The sequence below is a fragment of the Reyranella sp. GW821-FHT12G01 genome, from assembly GCF_058806575.1.
In genome coordinates, this window is sequence record NZ_JBXAPV010000003.1 from 688,899 (window position 1) to 706,404 (window position 17,506).

The 17,506-nt window shown below is 66.2% G+C and carries 19 protein-coding genes; 10 read left to right on the plus strand and 9 right to left on the minus strand.

The genetic code is table 11. The features are described 5' to 3' along the window. Positions 1 to 107: 107 nt before the first annotated feature. From AC1RP5_RS28300 to AC1RP5_RS28310, 3 genes are read left to right on the plus strand one after another with little or no spacing between them, the layout of a single operon-like run. A complete protein-coding gene (locus tag AC1RP5_RS28300) occupies positions 108 to 1,277 on the plus strand; it encodes an acetyl-CoA acetyltransferase (protein ID WP_493116148.1) in 1,170 nt (389 codons plus the stop codon). Positions 1,278 to 1,280: 3 nt separating this feature from the next. Next, entirely contained in the window at positions 1,281 to 2,237 is a 957-nt protein-coding gene (locus tag AC1RP5_RS28305) for a hypothetical protein (protein WP_493116149.1), read from the plus strand. A 10-nt stretch (positions 2,238 to 2,247) separates the two neighbouring features. Further along, positions 2,248 to 2,676, plus strand: a complete 429-nt coding sequence (locus tag AC1RP5_RS28310; protein ID WP_493116150.1) for a GNAT family N-acetyltransferase — start codon at positions 2,248 to 2,250, stop codon at positions 2,674 to 2,676. Positions 2,677 to 2,838: 162 nt separating this feature from the next. On the opposite strand, the gene AC1RP5_RS28315 is transcribed toward AC1RP5_RS28310, so the two are convergent. After that, positions 2,839 to 3,636: an SDR family oxidoreductase gene (locus tag AC1RP5_RS28315; protein WP_493116151.1), complete on the minus strand. Its 798-nt coding sequence runs from the start codon at positions 3,634 to 3,636 to the stop codon at positions 2,839 to 2,841. Positions 3,637 to 3,683: 47 nt separating this feature from the next. Further along, positions 3,684 to 4,109: a VOC family protein gene (locus AC1RP5_RS28320; RefSeq protein ID WP_493116152.1), complete on the minus strand. Its 426-nt coding sequence runs from the start codon at positions 4,107 to 4,109 to the stop codon at positions 3,684 to 3,686. 73 nt (positions 4,110 to 4,182) lie between these two features. Here AC1RP5_RS28320 and AC1RP5_RS28325 point away from each other — a divergent pair, with 73 nt between their 5' ends. Then, positions 4,183 to 4,821, plus strand: coding sequence for a TetR family transcriptional regulator (locus tag AC1RP5_RS28325; RefSeq protein WP_493116153.1), 639 nt, complete (start codon positions 4,183 to 4,185; stop codon positions 4,819 to 4,821). Here the strand turns inward: AC1RP5_RS28325 and xdhB are convergent. Both xdhB and xdhA read right to left on the minus strand, forming a co-directional pair. Further along, entirely contained in the window at positions 4,754 to 7,072 is a 2,319-nt protein-coding gene (gene xdhB, locus AC1RP5_RS28330) for a xanthine dehydrogenase molybdopterin binding subunit (RefSeq protein ID WP_493116154.1), read from the minus strand. The two genes, AC1RP5_RS28325 and xdhB, sit on opposite strands and share 68 nt — an antisense overlap. Continuing rightward, positions 7,069 to 8,454 carry a xanthine dehydrogenase small subunit gene (gene xdhA, locus AC1RP5_RS28335; protein WP_493116155.1) on the minus strand — a complete coding sequence of 462 codons (1,386 nt, stop codon included), beginning with the start codon at positions 8,452 to 8,454 and terminating at the stop codon, positions 7,069 to 7,071. The genes xdhB and xdhA overlap by 4 nt, the downstream gene beginning before the upstream one ends. Before the next feature lie 94 nt (positions 8,455 to 8,548). Between xdhA and AC1RP5_RS28340 the strand changes: the two genes are divergently transcribed. The 5 genes from AC1RP5_RS28340 to AC1RP5_RS28360 all read left to right on the plus strand — a co-directional run bounded on the left by AC1RP5_RS28340 (position 8,549) and on the right by AC1RP5_RS28360 (position 12,866). Then, positions 8,549 to 9,448: a polysaccharide deacetylase family protein gene (locus AC1RP5_RS28340; RefSeq protein ID WP_493116156.1), complete on the plus strand. Its 900-nt coding sequence runs from the start codon at positions 8,549 to 8,551 to the stop codon at positions 9,446 to 9,448. A gap of 1 nt (position 9,449) precedes the next feature. Next, complete coding sequence (locus AC1RP5_RS28345; protein ID WP_493116157.1) at positions 9,450 to 10,376, plus strand: polysaccharide deacetylase family protein; 927 nt, start codon at positions 9,450 to 9,452, stop codon at positions 10,374 to 10,376. A gap of 4 nt (positions 10,377 to 10,380) precedes the next feature. Next, entirely contained in the window at positions 10,381 to 11,715 is a 1,335-nt protein-coding gene (locus AC1RP5_RS28350; protein WP_493116158.1) for an MmgE/PrpD family protein, read from the plus strand. Positions 11,716 to 11,736: 21 nt separating this feature from the next. Continuing rightward, entirely contained in the window at positions 11,737 to 12,177 is a 441-nt protein-coding gene (locus AC1RP5_RS28355; RefSeq protein WP_493116159.1) for an EamA family transporter, read from the plus strand. Between the two features lie 269 nt (positions 12,178 to 12,446). Further along, on the plus strand, positions 12,447 to 12,866 hold the full coding sequence (locus AC1RP5_RS28360) for an Ig-like domain-containing protein (protein WP_493116160.1): 420 nt from the start codon (positions 12,447 to 12,449) through the stop codon (positions 12,864 to 12,866). A 57-nt stretch (positions 12,867 to 12,923) separates the two neighbouring features. Here the strand turns inward: AC1RP5_RS28360 and AC1RP5_RS28365 are convergent, their stop codons facing one another. From AC1RP5_RS28365 to AC1RP5_RS28385, 5 genes are all read right to left on the minus strand, one after another. Continuing rightward, a complete protein-coding gene (locus AC1RP5_RS28365; RefSeq protein WP_493116161.1) occupies positions 12,924 to 14,072 on the minus strand; it encodes a BaiN/RdsA family NAD(P)/FAD-dependent oxidoreductase in 1,149 nt (382 codons plus the stop codon). After that, positions 14,069 to 14,446 (minus strand): fluoride efflux transporter CrcB, encoded by a 378-nt coding sequence (gene crcB, locus AC1RP5_RS28370; protein ID WP_493116317.1) that lies wholly within the window; start codon positions 14,444 to 14,446, stop codon positions 14,069 to 14,071. The genes AC1RP5_RS28365 and crcB overlap by 4 nt, the downstream gene beginning before the upstream one ends. 2 nt (positions 14,447 to 14,448) lie before the next feature. After that, positions 14,449 to 15,462: a P1 family peptidase gene (locus tag AC1RP5_RS28375; RefSeq protein ID WP_493116162.1), complete on the minus strand. Its 1,014-nt coding sequence runs from the start codon at positions 15,460 to 15,462 to the stop codon at positions 14,449 to 14,451. Next, positions 15,459 to 16,211 carry an SDR family NAD(P)-dependent oxidoreductase gene (locus AC1RP5_RS28380; RefSeq protein WP_493116163.1) on the minus strand — a complete coding sequence of 251 codons (753 nt, stop codon included), beginning with the start codon at positions 16,209 to 16,211 and terminating at the stop codon, positions 15,459 to 15,461. The genes AC1RP5_RS28375 and AC1RP5_RS28380 overlap by 4 nt, the downstream gene beginning before the upstream one ends. Before the next feature lie 65 nt (positions 16,212 to 16,276). Continuing rightward, entirely contained in the window at positions 16,277 to 16,708 is a 432-nt protein-coding gene (locus AC1RP5_RS28385; protein WP_493116164.1) for a CBS domain-containing protein, read from the minus strand. An 84-nt stretch (positions 16,709 to 16,792) separates the two neighbouring features. Between AC1RP5_RS28385 and queC the strand changes: the two genes are divergently transcribed. Beyond that, positions 16,793 to 17,506 (plus strand): 7-cyano-7-deazaguanine synthase QueC, encoded by a 714-nt coding sequence (gene queC, locus AC1RP5_RS28390; protein ID WP_493116165.1) that lies wholly within the window; start codon positions 16,793 to 16,795, stop codon positions 17,504 to 17,506.

The following is a 17,506-nucleotide window of genomic DNA, read 5'->3' on the forward strand; positions in this document are numbered from 1 at the left end:
TGCGCCGTCCGGACGGCGATATAAGTGTATATGCACAGAATGGCGCCCTCTCGACCGGTCCCACGGCCGCGTCTAGGGTCGCCGCCACGAACCAAGGAGAGAGTTCCATGACCGCGTGCATCGTCGGTTGGTCCCACGGCAAATTCGGCAAGCTCGACGGCGAGACCAGCGAGTCGCTGATCGTCAAGGCGGCGTCGGAGGCAATCGCCCATGCCGGCATCGAGCCCAAGGACGTCGACGTCATCTATGTCGGCAACATGAACGGCGGCTTCGTGCGCCAGGAGTTCCACTCCTCGCTGCCGCTCCAGACCCACCCCGACCTGCGCTTCAAGCCCTCGACCCGGGTCGAGAATGCCTGCGCCACCGGTTCGGCCGCGATCCACATGGGCCTCAACACCCTGGCCGCCGGCAAGGCGCGCTTCGTGCTGGTGGTCGGCGTCGAGAAAATGACCGAGCTCAACTCGACGCAGGCGGGCGAGGTGCTGATCAAGGCCTCCTACGTCGCCGAGGAAGCCAACATCGAGGCGGGCTTCGCCGGCATCTTCGGCAAGATCACCTCGGCCTACTTCCAGCGCTACGGCGACAAGTCCGACGCGCTCGCGAGGATCGCGGTCAAGGCGCACAAGAACGGCGCGAAGAATCCCTACGCCCACTTCCAGAAGGAATTCGCCTACGAGTTCTGCCGCACCCCGTCGGACAAGAACCCGTTCGTCGCCGGTCCGCTGAAGCGCACCGACTGCTCGCCCGTCACCGATGGTGCGGCGGCGGTGATCCTGACCGACGTCGGCACGGCGCTCGGCATGAAGCAGGCGATCGCCTTCCGCGCGGCCGAGCACGTCAACGACTTCCTGCCGATGAGCAAGCGCGACATCATCAAGTTCGAGGGGCCGCAGCTTGCCTGGCAGCGGGCGCTGAAGTCGGCGCATCTCGACCTGCTCGACCTCTCCTTCGTCGAGAGCCACGACTGCTTCACCTCGGCCGAGCTGATCGAATACGAGGCGATGGGCCTCACCGCGCCGGGCGAAGGCGAGCGCGCCATCCTCGAAGGCTGGGTCGAGCGCGACGGCAAGCTGCCGGTCAACGTCTCGGGCGGCCTCAAGGCCAAGGGCCATCCGGTCGGCGCCACCGGCGTCTCGATGCACGTGATGACGGCCATGCAGCTCGCCGGCACCGCGCCGGAAGGGCTGCAGCTGCCGAAGGCCAAGCTCGGCGGCGTGTTCAACATGGGAGGCGCGGCGGTCGCCAACTATGTGAGCATCCTCGAGCCGCTGCGGTAGAACGTGCGCGCCGTCGGTCCTCGCGAGAGCGACGCCATCCTGGGCGCCATGCGCCAGGTGGCGCTGGCCGGCGGACACACGATCACCTACGCCGACACGGCGAGCATCCGGGCGGCCGGGCACTATCTCCTGCGCCGCCACGGGCTGGTCGATCTCGGCACGCTGCCCGCGGCCGAGCCGGCCGACCTGGTCGCCGTCCTGAAGGACAAGTCCCTCGCCGAAGAAGCGGTAAAATATCTCGCCATCATGGCGATGGTCGACGGCTCACTCGATCACAGCAAGCTGAAGCGCGTGCTGGAATATTCCCGAGCGCTCGACATCGAGGCCGACTATCTCACCGATCTCGTCGAGGCGGCGTCGGGCCACCTCGCCTGGGCCACCGCCGACATGTGGCGCAAGAACTTCGACAGCGTGCTGAGCCGCTCTTCAGAAGGACTCGATCCCAACGTCTGGATCCGCCCCTACGAAGGCGCCAACGCCGATCCCGCCCTGGTCGCGCGCTACGAGGCGCTGGGCAAGCTGCCGCAGAACACGTTCGGCAAGGCGCTGTGGGATTTCGACAAGACCAACGGCTACCCCTTCCCCGGCGATCCCGCGGCGCTGAACGCCGCCTTCGGCACGGCGCACGATTCGACGCATGTGATCTCGGGCTACGACACCAGCGCACGCGGCGAGCTGCTGGTCTCGACCTTCACGGCCGGCATGCATCCGATCAATCCGATGAGCGGCCACATCCTGCCCGTGATCTTCTTCTTTCACTTCGGCGAGCAACTCAACGATGTCGGCCATGCCGGCAAAGGTGGCCTCGATCCCGACGAGTTCTGGCATGCCTGGGCGCGCGGCGCAGAGATGACGGCCGACATCTTCGATCCCAAATGGCACGTCTGGGACTGGGTCGAGCACGACCTCGACGCGCTGCGCCGCCAGTGGAACGTGACGCCGCCGGGCCGCCCGCGCTAGAAGCGCTGCCGTGACCGACACCGATTTCGACATCGCGCTGACCGATGCGCCGCCCGCCACCTTGCGCGACGAGCTGGGCCAGGGTTTGCGTGCCTTCAACGTCGAGCTGCTGGGGCCGATCGACGGCGCGCCGCTTGCGATCACGATCCGGTCAAAAGACGGAACGCTGCTCGGCGGCCTCTACGGCCGCACGGGCTTCCGCCGCCTGTTCGTCGAACTGCTGTTCATCTCCGAGGCGCTGCGCGGCAAGGGCCTTGGCACGAAGCTGCTGCAACAGGCCGAAGCCGAGGCGAAGCGCCGGAACTGCCTCGGCGCCTGGCTCGAGACGCTGAACGCCGACGCCAAGCGGGTCTATGAGCGCAACGGCTACCGGGTGTTCGGCGAAATCCCCGACTACCCACCCGGCAACACGCGCTTCTTTCTGTCGAAGGATTTCTAAAGCTTTCGCGCCGTAGTCAAAAACGACCTCACCCTGAGGAGCGGTCCGCAGGACCGCGTCTCGAAGGGTGGGCAACAGGCGTGGTGCTCGTGCCCATGCTTCGAGACGGCCGCGATGCGGCCTCCTCAGCATGAGGTCTTATTTGATCGTCGTGCTTATCGCTCAGACCACCGGGCTCGCGCCGCCGTCGACGTTGATCGCGACGCCGGTGATGAACGAGCCTGCGTCGGAGCAGAGGAAGCACGCCATGCGGGCGAATTCCTCGGCCTTGCCCATGCGGCCGAGCGGGATGCGACCCTTGGCCATGCCGGCCAGGAACTCCTCGTAGGTCTTGCCTTCGCCCGCCGGCCCCTTGTGGCGGCGCGCCCACTGGTCGCTCTCGATCAGGCCGACCAGCATCGCGTTGACGAGGATGTTGTCCTTGGCGAGTTCCTGGCTCATCGCCTTGGTGAGCGCGAGGCCCGCCGCGCGGCTGACGCTGGTCGGCGTCGAGTTGGCGGTCGGGGCCTTGGCGCCGATGTTCAGCACGTTGACGATGCGGCCCCACTTGCGCGTCCGCATGCCGGGGATCGCTGCGCGGGCGAGACGGATGGCGGCGAACAGTTTTAGATCGAGATCGCCCTGCCAGTCCTCGTCGGTCACGGTCTCGAACGACTTGGCGTGGCTGATGCCGGCATTGTTCACGACGATGTCGACCTTGCCGAACTCGGCCTCGATCTTCTTGAACGTGTCGGCGATCGGCGCGGCCTTCGCGACGTCGCAGGAATAGGCCTCGATCTTGATGTTGGCCTTGCCGGCGGCCTTCGCCACCTCGGCCTTGGCCGCGTCCAGCGCGTCCTGCTTGCGCGCCAGCAGCGCGACCGATGCGCCGGACGCGGCAAACTCCTTGGCCATCGCCAGGCCAAGGCCGGTGCTCGCGCCGGTGATCACGGCCACGCGGCCATCCATACGTACGTCCATCTTGTCCTCCCGAAATCGGCAAAATCGGGCGGCACCTTAGCTTTCGATCAGCGCGGCAGCGAGTCCGGCGCGTATTGCTGGGCGAACTCGGCGCTGGGCGGAATCGGCTTGATCACGTCGATGGCAATGCCGTTCGGGTCCTCGGTGATGAAGTGCCGCTGGCCGAAAGGCTCGTCGCGCAAGGTGAGATGGATTTTCAGCCCGTCCGCCTGCGCCTTCGCATAGAGCGCGTCGACATCGTCGACCTCGAAGTTCACCAGCACGCCCGCCGCCTTCCTGCGGAACGGCGCGGGAATCGTCTCGTGGCGATAGTCGAGGATCGCGAGGTTGGCCTTGTCCGACGCAGTGCTGGTGAGATGGACATACCAGTCCGCCTCGAAGACGCGACGGAAGCCGAAATGCTTCTCCCAGAAGGCGGCGGTGCCGGCGACGTCGTCGGTGCAGAGCACCGTGTAGAAATCCCTGAGCTGCATTTGCCCTCTCTGTCGTTGCGATTTACATACAAACTGTATGTGATGCATCGTCATTTAGATACAGGCTGTATGTATGTCAAGACCCCGAACCCAGGCGGAGCGGCTGGCCGCGACGCGCGCGATCCTGATGAAAGAGGCACGGTCGATCTTCGCGACCTCGGGCTACGAGGCGGCCGCGACCGAGGAGATCGTGAAGCGCGCCAAGGTCACGCGCGGCGCGCTCTACTATCACTTCAAGGACAAGCGGGCCTTGTTCGAGGCCATCGTCGAGGAGGTGGCGCGCGAGATCGCGGGCTCGATCGACGACATGGCCGAGCCGGCTCCCGAGCCGTTGCAGGCGCTGATCGACGGCACGCGCGCCTTCCTCGATGCCTGTCTCGACCCCGCGGTGCGGCGCATCTATCTGATCGATGCGCCGGCGGTGCTGGGCTGGCATCGCTGGCGCGAGATCGACGCGCCGCACGGCGTGCGCTCGCTGCGCGAAGGCGTCACGGCGGTTCTCGCCGCGCATCCCGGTCAGGGCTTAAGCGTCGAGCCGGTCACCTTCCTGCTGTCCGGCGCCTTCAACGAGGCCGCCTTGTGGGTCGCCGAAGCGAAGGACGAGAAGGCCGCGCGGCGTGAGATGGACCGCACCTTGGTCCAGCTCATGGACCGCTTGTTCGCGCTCCCTGCCGCACCCGCTCGACCGCCGCGAGCACGCGCTCGGGCGTAGCCGGCGCGTCGAGATGCACGGCGACCTTGCCGTTGCCCACCGCGCCGATCGCATCCTTCAGCGCGGTCCACACGGCCGTCGCCAGCATCAGCGGCGGCTCGCCCACCGCCTTGGAGCGGAAGATCGTCGCTTCGCGCGAGGGCGCGTTGTTTAAGAGCCTGACGTTGAACACCGGCGGCACGTCGCGGCTGCCGGGGATCTTGTAGGTCGACGGCCCTGCCGTGCGCAGCCGCCCCTTGGCGTCCCACCACAGCTCCTCGCAGGTGAGCCAGCCCTGGCCCTGCACGAAGGCGCCTTCGATCTGGCCGAGGTCGATGGCGGGATTGAGCGACTCGCCGCAATCCTGCACGAGATCGGCGCGCAGCACGCGGCTCTCGCCGGTCAAGGTGTCGATCGCCACTTCGGCCATCGCCGCGCCGAAGGAAAAGTAGAAGAACGGCCGGCCGCGCATCGCGACGGGATCCCAGTGGATCTTCGGCGTCTTGTAGTAGCCGGTCGATGACAGCGACACGCGGCCGAGCCAGCAGAGCTTGGCCAGCTCGCCGAAGCTCAGCACCTGGTTACTGCCCGGCTTCGCGATACGGACATTGCCGTCGGCGAATTCGATGTCGGCCTCGGCGACGCCAAAATGCTCGGCGGCATAGGCCACCATGCGCCGGCGGATCGTGTTGGCCGCCTCCCACGCCGCCCAGCCGTTGAGGTCCGTTCCCGTCGAGGCCGCGGTCGGCGAGGTGTTGGGCACCTCCGCGGTCGAGGTCGCGGACGCCCGGATGCGGTCGATGTCGACCTTGAAGACCTCGGCCACGATCTGGGCGATCTTGATGAACAGCCCCTGCCCCATCTCGGTGCCGCCATGGTTCAGGCGGATCGAGCCGTCGGTATAGACATGCACCAGTGCGCCGGCCTGGTTCATGTGCGGCAGGTTGAAGGAGATGCCGAACTTCAGCGGGAAGAGGCCGAGCCCGCGCTTCAGCACCGGGTTCGCGGCGTTGAAGGCATCGATCTCGGCGCGCCGCCGCTCGACCTCGCCCCCGGTCTTCACCTCGGCCCAGCAGCGTTCCAGGTGATTCTCGTCGACCTTCTGGCCGTAGGGCGTTTCGTCCTTCCCCTCGGCGTAGAAGTTCAGCGCCCGTATCTCGACGGGATCGCGGCCGAGATGGATCGCGATGCGGTCGAGCGCATCCTCCATGATCACGACGCCCTGCGGCCCGCCGAAGCCGCGGAAGGCGGTGTTCGACTGCTTGTTGGTGCGGCAGGCATAGCCGACGGCGCGGAAGTGCGGAATCCAGTAGGCGTTGTCGGTATGGGTGAGCGCACGCGCCACGACGCCGGGCGTGAGATCGAGGCTCCAGCCGGCATCGGCCGCCAGCACCGCGTCGAGCGCCAGCACGCGGCCCTCATCGTCGAAGCCCACCGTGTAGCGATAATCGAAACCGTGGCGCTTGCCGGTCGCCACCATGTCGACCTCGCGCGGCAGGCGCAGTTTTACGGGGCGCCCGCTATGGTTGGCGGCAATCGCGGCGGCGGCCGCGACCCACGATGCATTGCTCTCCTTGCCGCCGAAACCGCCGCCCAGCCGGCGCACCACTGCGGTCACGCGATTGAAGTCGCAGCCCAGCAGCCGGGCGCAGATATGCTGGACCTCGGTCGGATGCTGGGTCGAGGAATGGACCGTGAGGTCGCCATCCTCGCCCGGCAGCGCGAAGGCGATCTGGCCTTCGAGATAGAAATGTTCCTGGCCGCCTACGCTGAATTCGGCAGAGAGTTTGTGAGGCGCGCTTGCCATCGCCGCATCGGGATCGCCGCGCAGCACCGTCGACGGCGCCTGCACATAGGCCTTGCGGGCGAGCGCCGTCGCGATGTCGAGGATCGGCTCCTCGACCTCGATCTCGACGACGACCTTCTCGGCGGCCGCGCGCGCGGCGTCGAGCGTTTCCGCGACGACCATGGCCAGCGTCTGGCCCGCGAACTCGATCCGGTCGATGGCGAACAGCGGCTCGTTCTGGCCGATGGCCGCGACGTCGTTCTTGCCGGGAATGTCCTGCGGTCCCAGCACCGCGACGACGCCCGGCATGGCAGAGGCCGCGGTAAAATCGGTCTTCACCAGCCGCCCGCAGGCGATGCTGCTCAACACCAAAGCGCCATGCAGCGTGCCCGGCGGCTCGGGCATGTCGTCGATATAGAGCGCCTGTCCCGTGACATGCTTCAGCGCACTGTCATGGCGCTGCGCCGTATGGACCGCGGCCTTCACAGCGCCTCGACCTCGAGCACGCGCTCCGGATCGGCGAGCCGCAGTTCCAGCCGCCGCAGCAGATTGGCCGCGACCTGCAGGCGATAGGCGGCCGAGCCACGCCAGTCGTCGACCGGCTTGAAGTCGGTCGCGACGGCGGCGATCGCCGCCGCAAACCCGTCCTTCAGCAAGGCCGCCTCGGCGGCACGCGCCCGGCGCGGCGTCGCCGCCATGCCGCCGAAGGCCAGCCGTACATCCTCGATCCTGCCATTGCGGATGCGGACGCGATAGGCGCCGGCGACGGTCGAGATGTCCTGGTCGCGGCGCTTGCTCACCTTGTCGCAATGGAAGGTCTCGCCCTCCCACAGGCGCGGCATCGAAACGCTTTGGACGATCTCGTCGGGCGCCAGCGCAGTCTTGCGATAGTCGAGGAAGAACTCGTCGAGCGGGATCTCGCGCATGCCCCGCTTCGACACCAGCGTCAGGCTGGCTTCGAGCGCCAGCAGCACCGGCGGCATGTCGCCGATCGGCGAGGCCGTACCGATATTGCCGCCGATCGTGCCCATGTTGCGGATCTGCCGCGAGCCGAGCCGCGAGAGATACGGGCGCAGCGCGGGAAAGGCCGCGATCAGCGTCGGCGCCGCATCGCTGTAGGTCGCGGCCGCGCCAAGAATGATCTTCTCGCCGGTCGTGGAGATCGCCGTCAGCTCAGGCACGTGCCGGAGATGGATCACTTCCTTCGGCGGCTTGCGCGCGCGGCTGGCCAGCAGGCCGAGGTCGGTGCCGCCGGACAGCAGCAGGGCTTCGGGATGATCGGCCCGCAAAGCCAGAAGCTCGCCCAGCGTGCGCGGCGCGAAGAAGGCGCCGTCGAACGCGATCGATGTTTTACGCGTCGGCATGGCGGACGCCGCTGGCGGCTCGACGGCCAGGCTCGCGATCCGCGTCATCGCCTCGACGATCGGCCGGTAACCGGTGCAGCGGCAGAGGTTGCCGGCCAGCGCCTCGTGGATCGCGTCGGGATCGGCGGTCCCGCCACTGCCGGCATAGGCCACCGCCGACATGACGAAGCCCGGCGTGCAGAAACCGCATTGCGTGGCATCGGCCTCGGCCATCGCGGTCTGCACCGGATGCGGCCCGCCCTCGGGCCCATGCAGTCCCTCGACCGTGCGCACCGACTGTCCGTCGACCTGGCCCATCAGCACGATGCAGGAATTGATCGCATCGCGGCGGCCCTCGCGCTCCAGCACCACGGTGCAGGCGCCGCAATCGCCCTCGGCGCAGCCTTCCTTGGTGCCGCGCAGGCCACGATGGTCGCGCAGCCAGTCGAGCAGGGTCGTCATCGGCGTGACGCCGACGACCTCTACAGGTCTGTCGTTGAGTGTGAAGCGAATGTTATCCGCCATGCGAACAGGATGCTGGGCGTTGAAGTGCGGCGCAACCCGTGTTGCACTCGCCGTGCCAACGAAAGCGCGCCAACCAATGAAAGAGAATCCCCGGATGGACCCCTACCGTTTCGGCTATTCCCCCATCGTCGAACGTCCCAAGCTTTCCTGGCCCAACAATGCGCGGGTTGCGGTCTGGGTCTGCCCCAACATCGAGCATTACGAATACATCCCGGCCGAGGTCCGCATTCGCAATCCGTGGCCGCGCATGCCGCATCCCGACGTGCTGGGCTATGGCGGCCGCGACTACGGCAACCGGGTCGGCCTGTGGCGCATGTTCGAGGTGATGGACAAGCACAACATCCGCTGCACCGTCTCGCTCTCGATGTCGGTGATCGAGATGTATCCCGAGATCCTGGAGGCGATGGAAGCGCGCCGCTGGGAGTATATGAGCCACGGCTACTTCAACACGCGTTATCACTGGGGTTACGAGGAACAGGAAGAGCGCGAGGTCATCGAGCACAGCAAGGCGACGCATCTGCGCCTCACCGGCCGCAAGCTGCGCGGCTGGTTCTCGCCCGCCGTCTCCAACACGGTGAATACGCCCGATCTCGTGAAGGAAGCCGGCCTCGATTATTTCTGCGACTTCTATCACGACGACCAGCCGACGCCGCTCGCCACCAAGCATGGCACGCTGATCCACGTCCCTTACTCGATGGACCTCAACGACGCGATGATCTACCGCCAGCCGGTCGAGGCGGAGGAATTCGCCCAGATGATCATCGACCATTTCGACACGGTCTATCGCGAAGGCAGCGAGAACGGCAGGGTCATGTGCCTCGCGCTGCATCCCTACATGATGGCGGCGCCGCACCGGCTGAAACACCTCGACCGCGCGCTGTCCTATATCCGCAAGCACAAGGATGCCTGGGTCTGCACCGCCGAGGAGATCCACGACTGGTACGTCGCGAACGGGCTGAAACGCTATCAGGACCATCTCGGGAAGGAGGCGTGACATGAGCACTCCCGTTTCCAAGAACCCGCCACCGCTGCCCGCCGGCATGGACAATCCCTGGTACGACTACATCCCGTACCCGAAGCGGCCAAAGCTCAACTGGCCGCGCAACGCCCGCGTCGCCTTCTGCGTCGTGCTGCATCTCGAATATTACGAGCTGCTGCCGCCCGACGGCGTCGTGAAGGACAGCCGCTTCACCGGCGAGTTCGGCACCTACCATCCCGACTACCGCACCTGGACGCAGCGCGAATACGGCAACCGCACCGGCATCTTCCGCGTCCTCGACGTGCTCGACCGCTACCAGATCCGGGCCGGCGTCGCGGTCAATGCGATGGCGGCGGAGCGCTATCCCTTCCTGATCGAGCAATTCAAGAAGCGGAATTACGAGATCATCGGCCACGGCGTTTCGGCCAACCGCATGATCAGTTCGAAGATGAGCGAGGCCGAGGAGAAGCAGGAGATCGCGACCTCGATCGCCGCCCTCGAGAAGGCGACCGGCGCGGCGCCCAAAGGCTGGCTCGGCCAGGAATTCGGCGAGAGCCAGCGCACGCCGGGCCTGCTGGCCGATGCCGGCATCGACTACGTGCTCGACTGGCCCAACGACGACCAGCCCTATCCCATGCATGTCGGCCCGGGCCGCAAGTTCGTGTCGATGCCCAACCAGCCGGAATGGGACGACGTGCAGCAGCTGTGGCTGCGGCGCATCAACACCACGCGCTATCCCGACATCGTAGGCGACGCCTTCGAGCTGCTGCACCACGAGGGCGGACAGGTGTTCAGCCTGTCGATCCATCCCTGGCTGATGGGCATGGCGCATCGCATCAAATATCTCGACGAGGCGCTGCGGCGCATCGAGCGGTTCGGCAATGTCTGGCAGGCGACGCCCGGCGACATCGCCAAACACTACGCCGACACGATGATGGGCTGATGCCGTGACCGCTTTCTGGCTCGATACGCTCGCGGAATTCATCGCGGGCTTCCGCTTCGATTCGCTTGCCCCGGCCACCGTCGAGCAGACCTCCTACGTCATCCTCGACACGGTCGGCGCCATCGTGGGCGGCGCGGCCGAGCCCGAGATGCAGGCCCTGACCGCGAAGCTCACCGTCAGCCCGGTTGGCGAGGCCACGGTGATGGGCGCCGGCAAGACCGCCGTGTCGGCCGCGGCCGCATTCCTGAACGGCACCGCCGGCACCTTCCTCGAAATGGACGAGGGCAATCGCTTCGCCAAGGGCCACCCCTCCATCCATGCCCTGCCCGCCGTCTGGGCCATGGCCGAGATCAAGGGCCTGTCCGGCAAAGCCGTGATGGAAGCGCTGATCCTGGGCTACGAGGTCGGTGCACGCATCGGCATCGCGGCGGCGCTGCGCCCCGACATGCATCCGCATGGGACCTGGGGCACGGTCGGTTCGGCCGGCGCCGTGGCGAAGCTGCTGGGCTACAACGCCGCACAGATCCGCGAGACCATCAACGTCGCCTCCTCGCTCACGCTCGCCTCTTCCAAGCGCACCATGCTGGAGGGCGGCACGGTGCGGAACGCCTATGCCGGCATCTCCAACCGCATGGCGCTGATGGCGATCGACCTGGTCGAGGCCGGCTTCATCGGCGAGCGCGACGGGCTTTCCAGCGTGTTCGGCAAGGTCGTGTCCGAGCGCTTCGACACCGCGCGCATGATGGAGGGGCTGGGTCGCGACTGGCAGATCGACAAGAACTATTTCAAGCTCCACTCCTGCTGCCGCTACAATCACGGCGCGCTTGACGCGCTCGACATCCTGCTCGCGAAGGAAGCCGTCACCGCCGACTCGGTCGAGCGCGTGGATGTCGCGAGCTATCTCTACGCCGCCGAGCTCGACGATCAGTCCCCGCTCAACACGCTGGCCGGCAAGTTCTCCGTGCCCTTCGCCGTGGCTACACGGCTGGTGCGCGGATCCTCGCGGGTCGAGAACTTCACGTGGGACGCGCTGCGCGACGAGCGGGTGCTGACGCTGGCCAAGCGCGTGTTCGTGGTCGAGGACAAGGCGATGACGGCGAAACTGCCGCAGTTCCGGCCGGCGAGGATCGATCTCAAATTGCGCGATGGCCGCACCCTCACCGCCGCCGTCGAGGCCAATCGCGGCGACGACCAGGATCCCTATTCGCGCGACGAGCTCACGGGCAAGTTCTTTTCGTTGACGGCACGGATGTTGCCTCATGAAGTTGCCGACGACATCAGGAAGAAGATCCTGATGCTGGATCGCATCGCCGACATACGCACGGTGTTCGCCCGCTGACGGCCGGGAGGCTTTTAGACCATGCAGTCCAACCTCTTCGACTCCTGGCAGTTCTGGGCGCTGCTATCAGCCGCCTTCGCCGCGCTGACGGCGATCTTCGCCAAGGTCGGCATCGAGAACGTCAATTCGGACTTCGCGACGTTCATCCGGACCATCGTGATCATGGGCGTGCTGGGCGTGATCCTCGTCGGCACCGGCCAGTGGCAACCGCTCGCCTCGGTCTCGCAGCGCACCTATCTGTTCCTCATCCTGTCCGGCCTCGCGACCGGCGGCTCGTGGATCTGCTACTTCCGCGCCCTCAAGCTGGGCGACGCCGCCCGCGTCGCGCCCATCGACAAACTGAGCATCGTGCTGGTCGCGGTGTTCGGCGTGCTCTTCCTGGGTGAAAAGCTCTCGACCACGAACTGGGCCGGTGTCGCGCTGATCGCCGCCGGCGCGCTGCTTGTCGCTTACAAAGGATAAGTCAGGCCGTCTCAGCGGCCGCCCAGCCAGCCGGTCACGTCAACCGCGCCGCTGTCCGGCAGGACGAGGGATCAGCTTAACCCTCATTTAACAAGCGCATTACCAATCCCAGGCGGGTCATCCCGCAAACTCAGTTCATGTGCAGGCTATTGCGGCTTCCATTACAACCGAAACATGCATAAACGTTACAAGAAACACGTTGGAATAGGACTTCCAATCGCGACAGGTTCATTCGGCAACTCGACGCCTCTGAACGAAAAGGAGATTTCGTGCGTAACATCGCTTCCATCGCGGCAGCCATGACGTTGCTTCTCGCGGCGCCGACGCTGTTTGCTCAGTCAGCCCAGACATTGAAAAAGACCGTCAAGAAGGACACTGAGACACTGATCAATGTCCATGTGAATGTCTTCAAGCCGAATTCCGGTCAATTGAACTGCAACCAGGGCGGCACCGTCGTACTGGAAGTGGTCACGCCGCCCAAGAACGGCAAGGTCACGACCCGACCAGTAAAGGCCAAGGACAAGGATTGCACGAACGAACTCGTGGGCACCGGCATCTACTACACTCCGAACCCAGGCTTCACCGGCTCCGATACCTTCACCTACAATCGTACGGATCAGAACATGCGTGAAATTTCCAAGAGCGGCGGCCCTCAAGGCTTGCGCGCTGTGACTATTGAGGTGCGATAGCAGCTCGGAGCGATCGGCCTCGTCGCCCTACGAGGGACGCCTAAGCGATCCGAATGCCTAGACCGCCTCACCCGCCACCCAGCCGCTCGACCAGGCCCACTGGAAATTGTAACCGCCGAGCCAGCCGGTGACGTCGACTGCCTCGCCGATGGCGAAGAGACCGGGAACCTTCTTCGTCTCCATCGTCTTCGAAGAGAGGCCGTCGGTGTCGATGCCGCCGAGAGTGACCTCCGCTTTCGCATAACCTTCGGTGCCGTTCGGCGTAAACGTCCAGACTTTCAGGCGCGCTGCCAAGGCGTCGAGATCGCGGTCGCGCTGGCCAGCCATGGTGCCTTCAGGCGCGAGACTTTGCGCCAGGCGCTGCGGCAGGATTTCCGCGAGGATCGTGCGCAGCTCGGCCTTGGGTCGCGTCCGTTTGCGCTCCTTCAGGAACGACGCAACGTCGAGGTCGGGCAGCAGGTCGACGACGATCTCCTGGCCGGGCTTCCAGTAGGACGAGACCTGCAGGATCGCCGGCCCCGACAGGCCGCGATGCGTGAACAGCAGCGCTTCGCGGAAGCTCGTTCGGCCGCAGCGCGCCTCGACGTCGAGCGACACGCCGCTGATCTCCGGCACCGGCAAGGTCAGCGGCACCAAGGCCGGCCGTGTCTCGGTGACCCGTAGCCTGAACTGACGCGCGACTTCGTGCGCCAGACCGGTCGCGCCCATCTTGGGAATCGAGAGCCCGCCGGTCGCGAGCACCACGGAAGCCGCGGAGAAATCGCCGTGATCGGTCGCGACGGTGAAGCGGTCCGCCTTCTCCACCCGCGTAACCTTGTGCGCGACGCGCACATCGACGCCGACCGCTGCGCATTCGTCTAAAAGCATCTTCACGATCTGGCGCGCCGAGCCGTCGCAGAAAAGCTGGCCCAAGGTCTTCTCGTGCCAGGCGATGCCATGCCTGTTCACCAGCTCGATGAAATCGTGCTGCGTGTAGCGCGCCAGCGCGGACTTGCAGAAATGCGGATTGGCCGAGAGGAAGGATTCGGGTCGCGCGTCGAGGTTGGTGAAGTTGCAGCGACCGCCGCCCGAGATCAGGATCTTCTTGCCGACCTTCTCGGCGTGATCGAGCAGCAGGACCTTGCGGCCGCGCTGGCCCGCCCGCATCGCGCACATCAAGCCTGCAGCGCCGCCGCCCAGGACGACGACGTCGAAAGCCTGGCTCACGCCAGAGCCTTGCCCATGATCCAGAGCGCCAGCGCCAGGCCCGCAATCGCACCGGCGACGGAGCCGCCGACATAAAGCGCGGCCATCAGATACTCGTGCCGCTCCCACAACAGGACGGCGTCGAGCGAGAAAGCCGAGAAGGTGGTGAAGCCGCCCATGACGCCGGTGGCGAGGAACAGGCGCAGATGCCCGGCCGCGCCGATCCGTTCGGCAAACCAGCCGGTGATCAGGCCCATCACGATCGAGCCCAGGATGTTGATCGTCAGCGTATGCCACGGGAAATGCGAGCCCAGCAGCCGCGCCACCCAGATGTTCATGCCGTGGCGAGCCGCGCCGCCGATACCGGCTCCGACGAACACGACCAGATACGACACCATCAGCGACCTCCGAACTTCGTCTTCCAGTCCGGCACGGCGCCGGGGAACGGCAGCGCCGTCGCCTCGTAGACGCCGCGTGCCACCGCGCGCGCCAGGCAATCGGCGGCGGCCGTGCCGATTTCCATCAGCACCGGCGGATCGCCGCCGCGGCCGAGCTTGCCGGTTGCCGCGGCAAACACCGTGTCGCCGTCGTTGGGCGCATGCACCGGCCGCAGCGACTTCGACAGCCCGTCATTGGCCATGATGGCCATGCGCTTGCACTCGGCCTTGGTGAGCGTCGCGTCCGTCGCGACCAGCGCGATGGTGGTCGCGGTCACCGGCAGCGGCTGCCCCTTGAAGCGCAGTTTCAGTGCATCGTCGGGCAGCTTGGCTGGCCAGCCGAGGCCACCGAACTCGTTGCCCTGCTCAAAAGCGCCGGCCCAGAAATTCGGGCTGCTGCCGATCGTGGCCGCACCGACCGCGTTCACTGCGACCAGCGCGCCGACGGTAAAGCCCTGGCTCGTCTTCATGCTCGCGGAACCCAGCCCACCCTTCAGCCCGGCCGTCGTCGCGCCCACCCCAGCGCCGGCCGTGCCCAGTGCGAAGTCGTGCGCGGCGACCAGCGCGGCATCGCGGCCGAGATTCCAGTAAGGCGGCATGTGCTTCACCGGCTCACGCATCCAGTCCTTTTCGCCGCCATTGATCAGGTCGAAGAGGATCGCCTGCACGACGACGGGAATGGAGATGCCGCCAAAGGTCCGCCCCTGGCCGCGCTGGCACAGCACCGCCGACGCGCCACCCGCGGCGTCGAGGCCGTAGACCGAGCCGCCCGACAGCACGACGGCATCGATCGCCTGGCCCACCGCTTCGGGTTCGAGCGAGGTGCCCATGCGATCGCCCGGCGCGCCGCCCAGGGTCGAGATGCTGGCGACCGCGCCCTGCTCGAAGATCGCAACGGTCGCACCGGTCGCGGCGCGCATGTCCTGCGCGTTGCCGACCAGGACGCCCGGCACGTCGGTGATCAGGTTCCTCATGTCAGGAACTCACCGCCGTTCACGTGGATCGTCTGGCCGGTGATGAAGGTGCCTTCCGGACCGACCAGCAGCCGCACCATCGCGGCGATCTCCTCGACCGTGCCGAAGCGCTTCAGCGGGATGGGACGGTTCACGCGATTCGCAGGCGCCGCGCCTGCCGCCGCGCCGCGTGTTGTGTCGATGGCGCCGGGCGCCAGCGCGTTGCAGGTGATCTTGTGCGGCGCGAGTTCGACCGCCAGCGCGCGCATCAACCCTTCGAGGCCGGACTTCGACGCCGAGACATGACAGCGATTGGGCGTGCCGACATGCGTCGAGATACCGGACAGCGCCACGAAGGCGCCGCCGCCGCGCGCCACCATCTGCGGCACGATCGCCTTGCCTAGCAGGAACGCGCCATCGAGCGCGACCGACATGATCTCGCGCCATTCGTCGAACGACATGTCGAGGAACGAAGTCTGACGGCGCAGGCCCGCGTTGCTGACCAGGATATCGACGCCGCCGAACTTGGCCGCGGCCTCGGCTGCGATGCGCGGTGGCACGGCAGGATCGGAAACATCGCCCATCGCGGCCATCGCCTTGCCGCCGGCCGCTTCGATCTCGGCCACGACGGCATCGACCGCCGCCTTGTCCGAGCGTCCGTTGACCACGATCGACGCGCCGTCGCGCGCCAGGGTCAGCGCGATCGTGCGACCGATATTCTTGCCCGCGCCGGTTACCAGCGCGACTTTTCCTTGCAGGGGTAATGACATGCGATCTCCGCCCAGGGTCCGGCAGGGACCCTAGCGGAGATCGTGCGCGAACTTAAGCGCAGCCGTCAGCCGGCGACGATGTAGGCGCGCAGTGCCTCGGTCTCGTGATGAGCCTCCTCGAGGCGCGCCTTCACGACGTCGCCGATCGAGACGAGGCCGAGCAGTTCGCCATGGCGCACCACCGGCAGGTGGCGGAAGCGGCCGCGCGTCATCTGCTGCATGACATGGTCGATCGAATCGTCGGGATCGCAGGTCACGACATCGCGGGTCATGACGTTGCGTGCTTCGAGGTCGAGGGCCGCCACGCCGTGGCGGGCGAACTCGCGCACCAGGTCGCGCTCGGAGACGATGCCCACGACGTTGCTTTCGGCATCGAGCACCAGCACCGAACCGATGCGACGCGTGCTCAGCTGCTGGGCAATCTGGTTGACCGTGGTGCCCGCCGTGATCGTGTAAACGAGACCACCCTTGAGCGACAGGATATCGGAGACGAACATGGGTTCCCCCCTTCCGTGGTTGCAGGTCTGGTAAACAAGCCAACGCTGTGGCGCGGAGCGAGGTTGCGGGCGATAAAGCCCCTCATGAACGATGCTCGGTCAGCCCTCGTCCTCTTCTCCGGCGGTCAGGATTCCACCACGTGTCTGGCCTGGGCGCTAGAGCGATTCACGCATGTTGAAACGGTCGCTTTTGACTACCGTCAGAGGCATCGAATCGAGCTTGATCAACGGCTTATCGTTCTCGACGAGGTGCGGCGGCAATTTCCGCAATGGGCCGACCGGCTGGGCGAAGACCATTTCATCGACATGGGCGTGCTGGGCCAGATCAGCGACACCTCGCTGACGCGCGACGTCGCCTTCGCGATGGAGAAGGACGGGCTGCCCAACAGCTTCGTGCCGGGCCGCAATCTCCTGTTCTTCACCTTCGCCGCCGCCGTCGCCTGGCGGCGCAACATCCGCAACCTGATCGGCGGCATGTGCGAGACGGATTTCTCGGGCTATCCCGACTGCCGCGACAACACGATCAAGGCATTGCAGGTCACGCTCAACCTCGGCATGGATCGCGCCTTCGTGCTGCACACGCCGCTGATGTGGCTCGACAAGGCCGAGACCTGGGGCCTGGCCAGCGAACTGGGTGGCCCGCCGCTGGTCGAGCTGATCCTGGAACACACGCACACCTGTTACGACAGCGTGCGCGGTCCGCGGAACGAGTGGGGTTATGGCTGCGGCGAATGCCCCGCCTGCGGTCTGCGCAAGCGGGGCTTTTTAGCGTGGCGTGAGGGCACGCCCTCGGTCTAG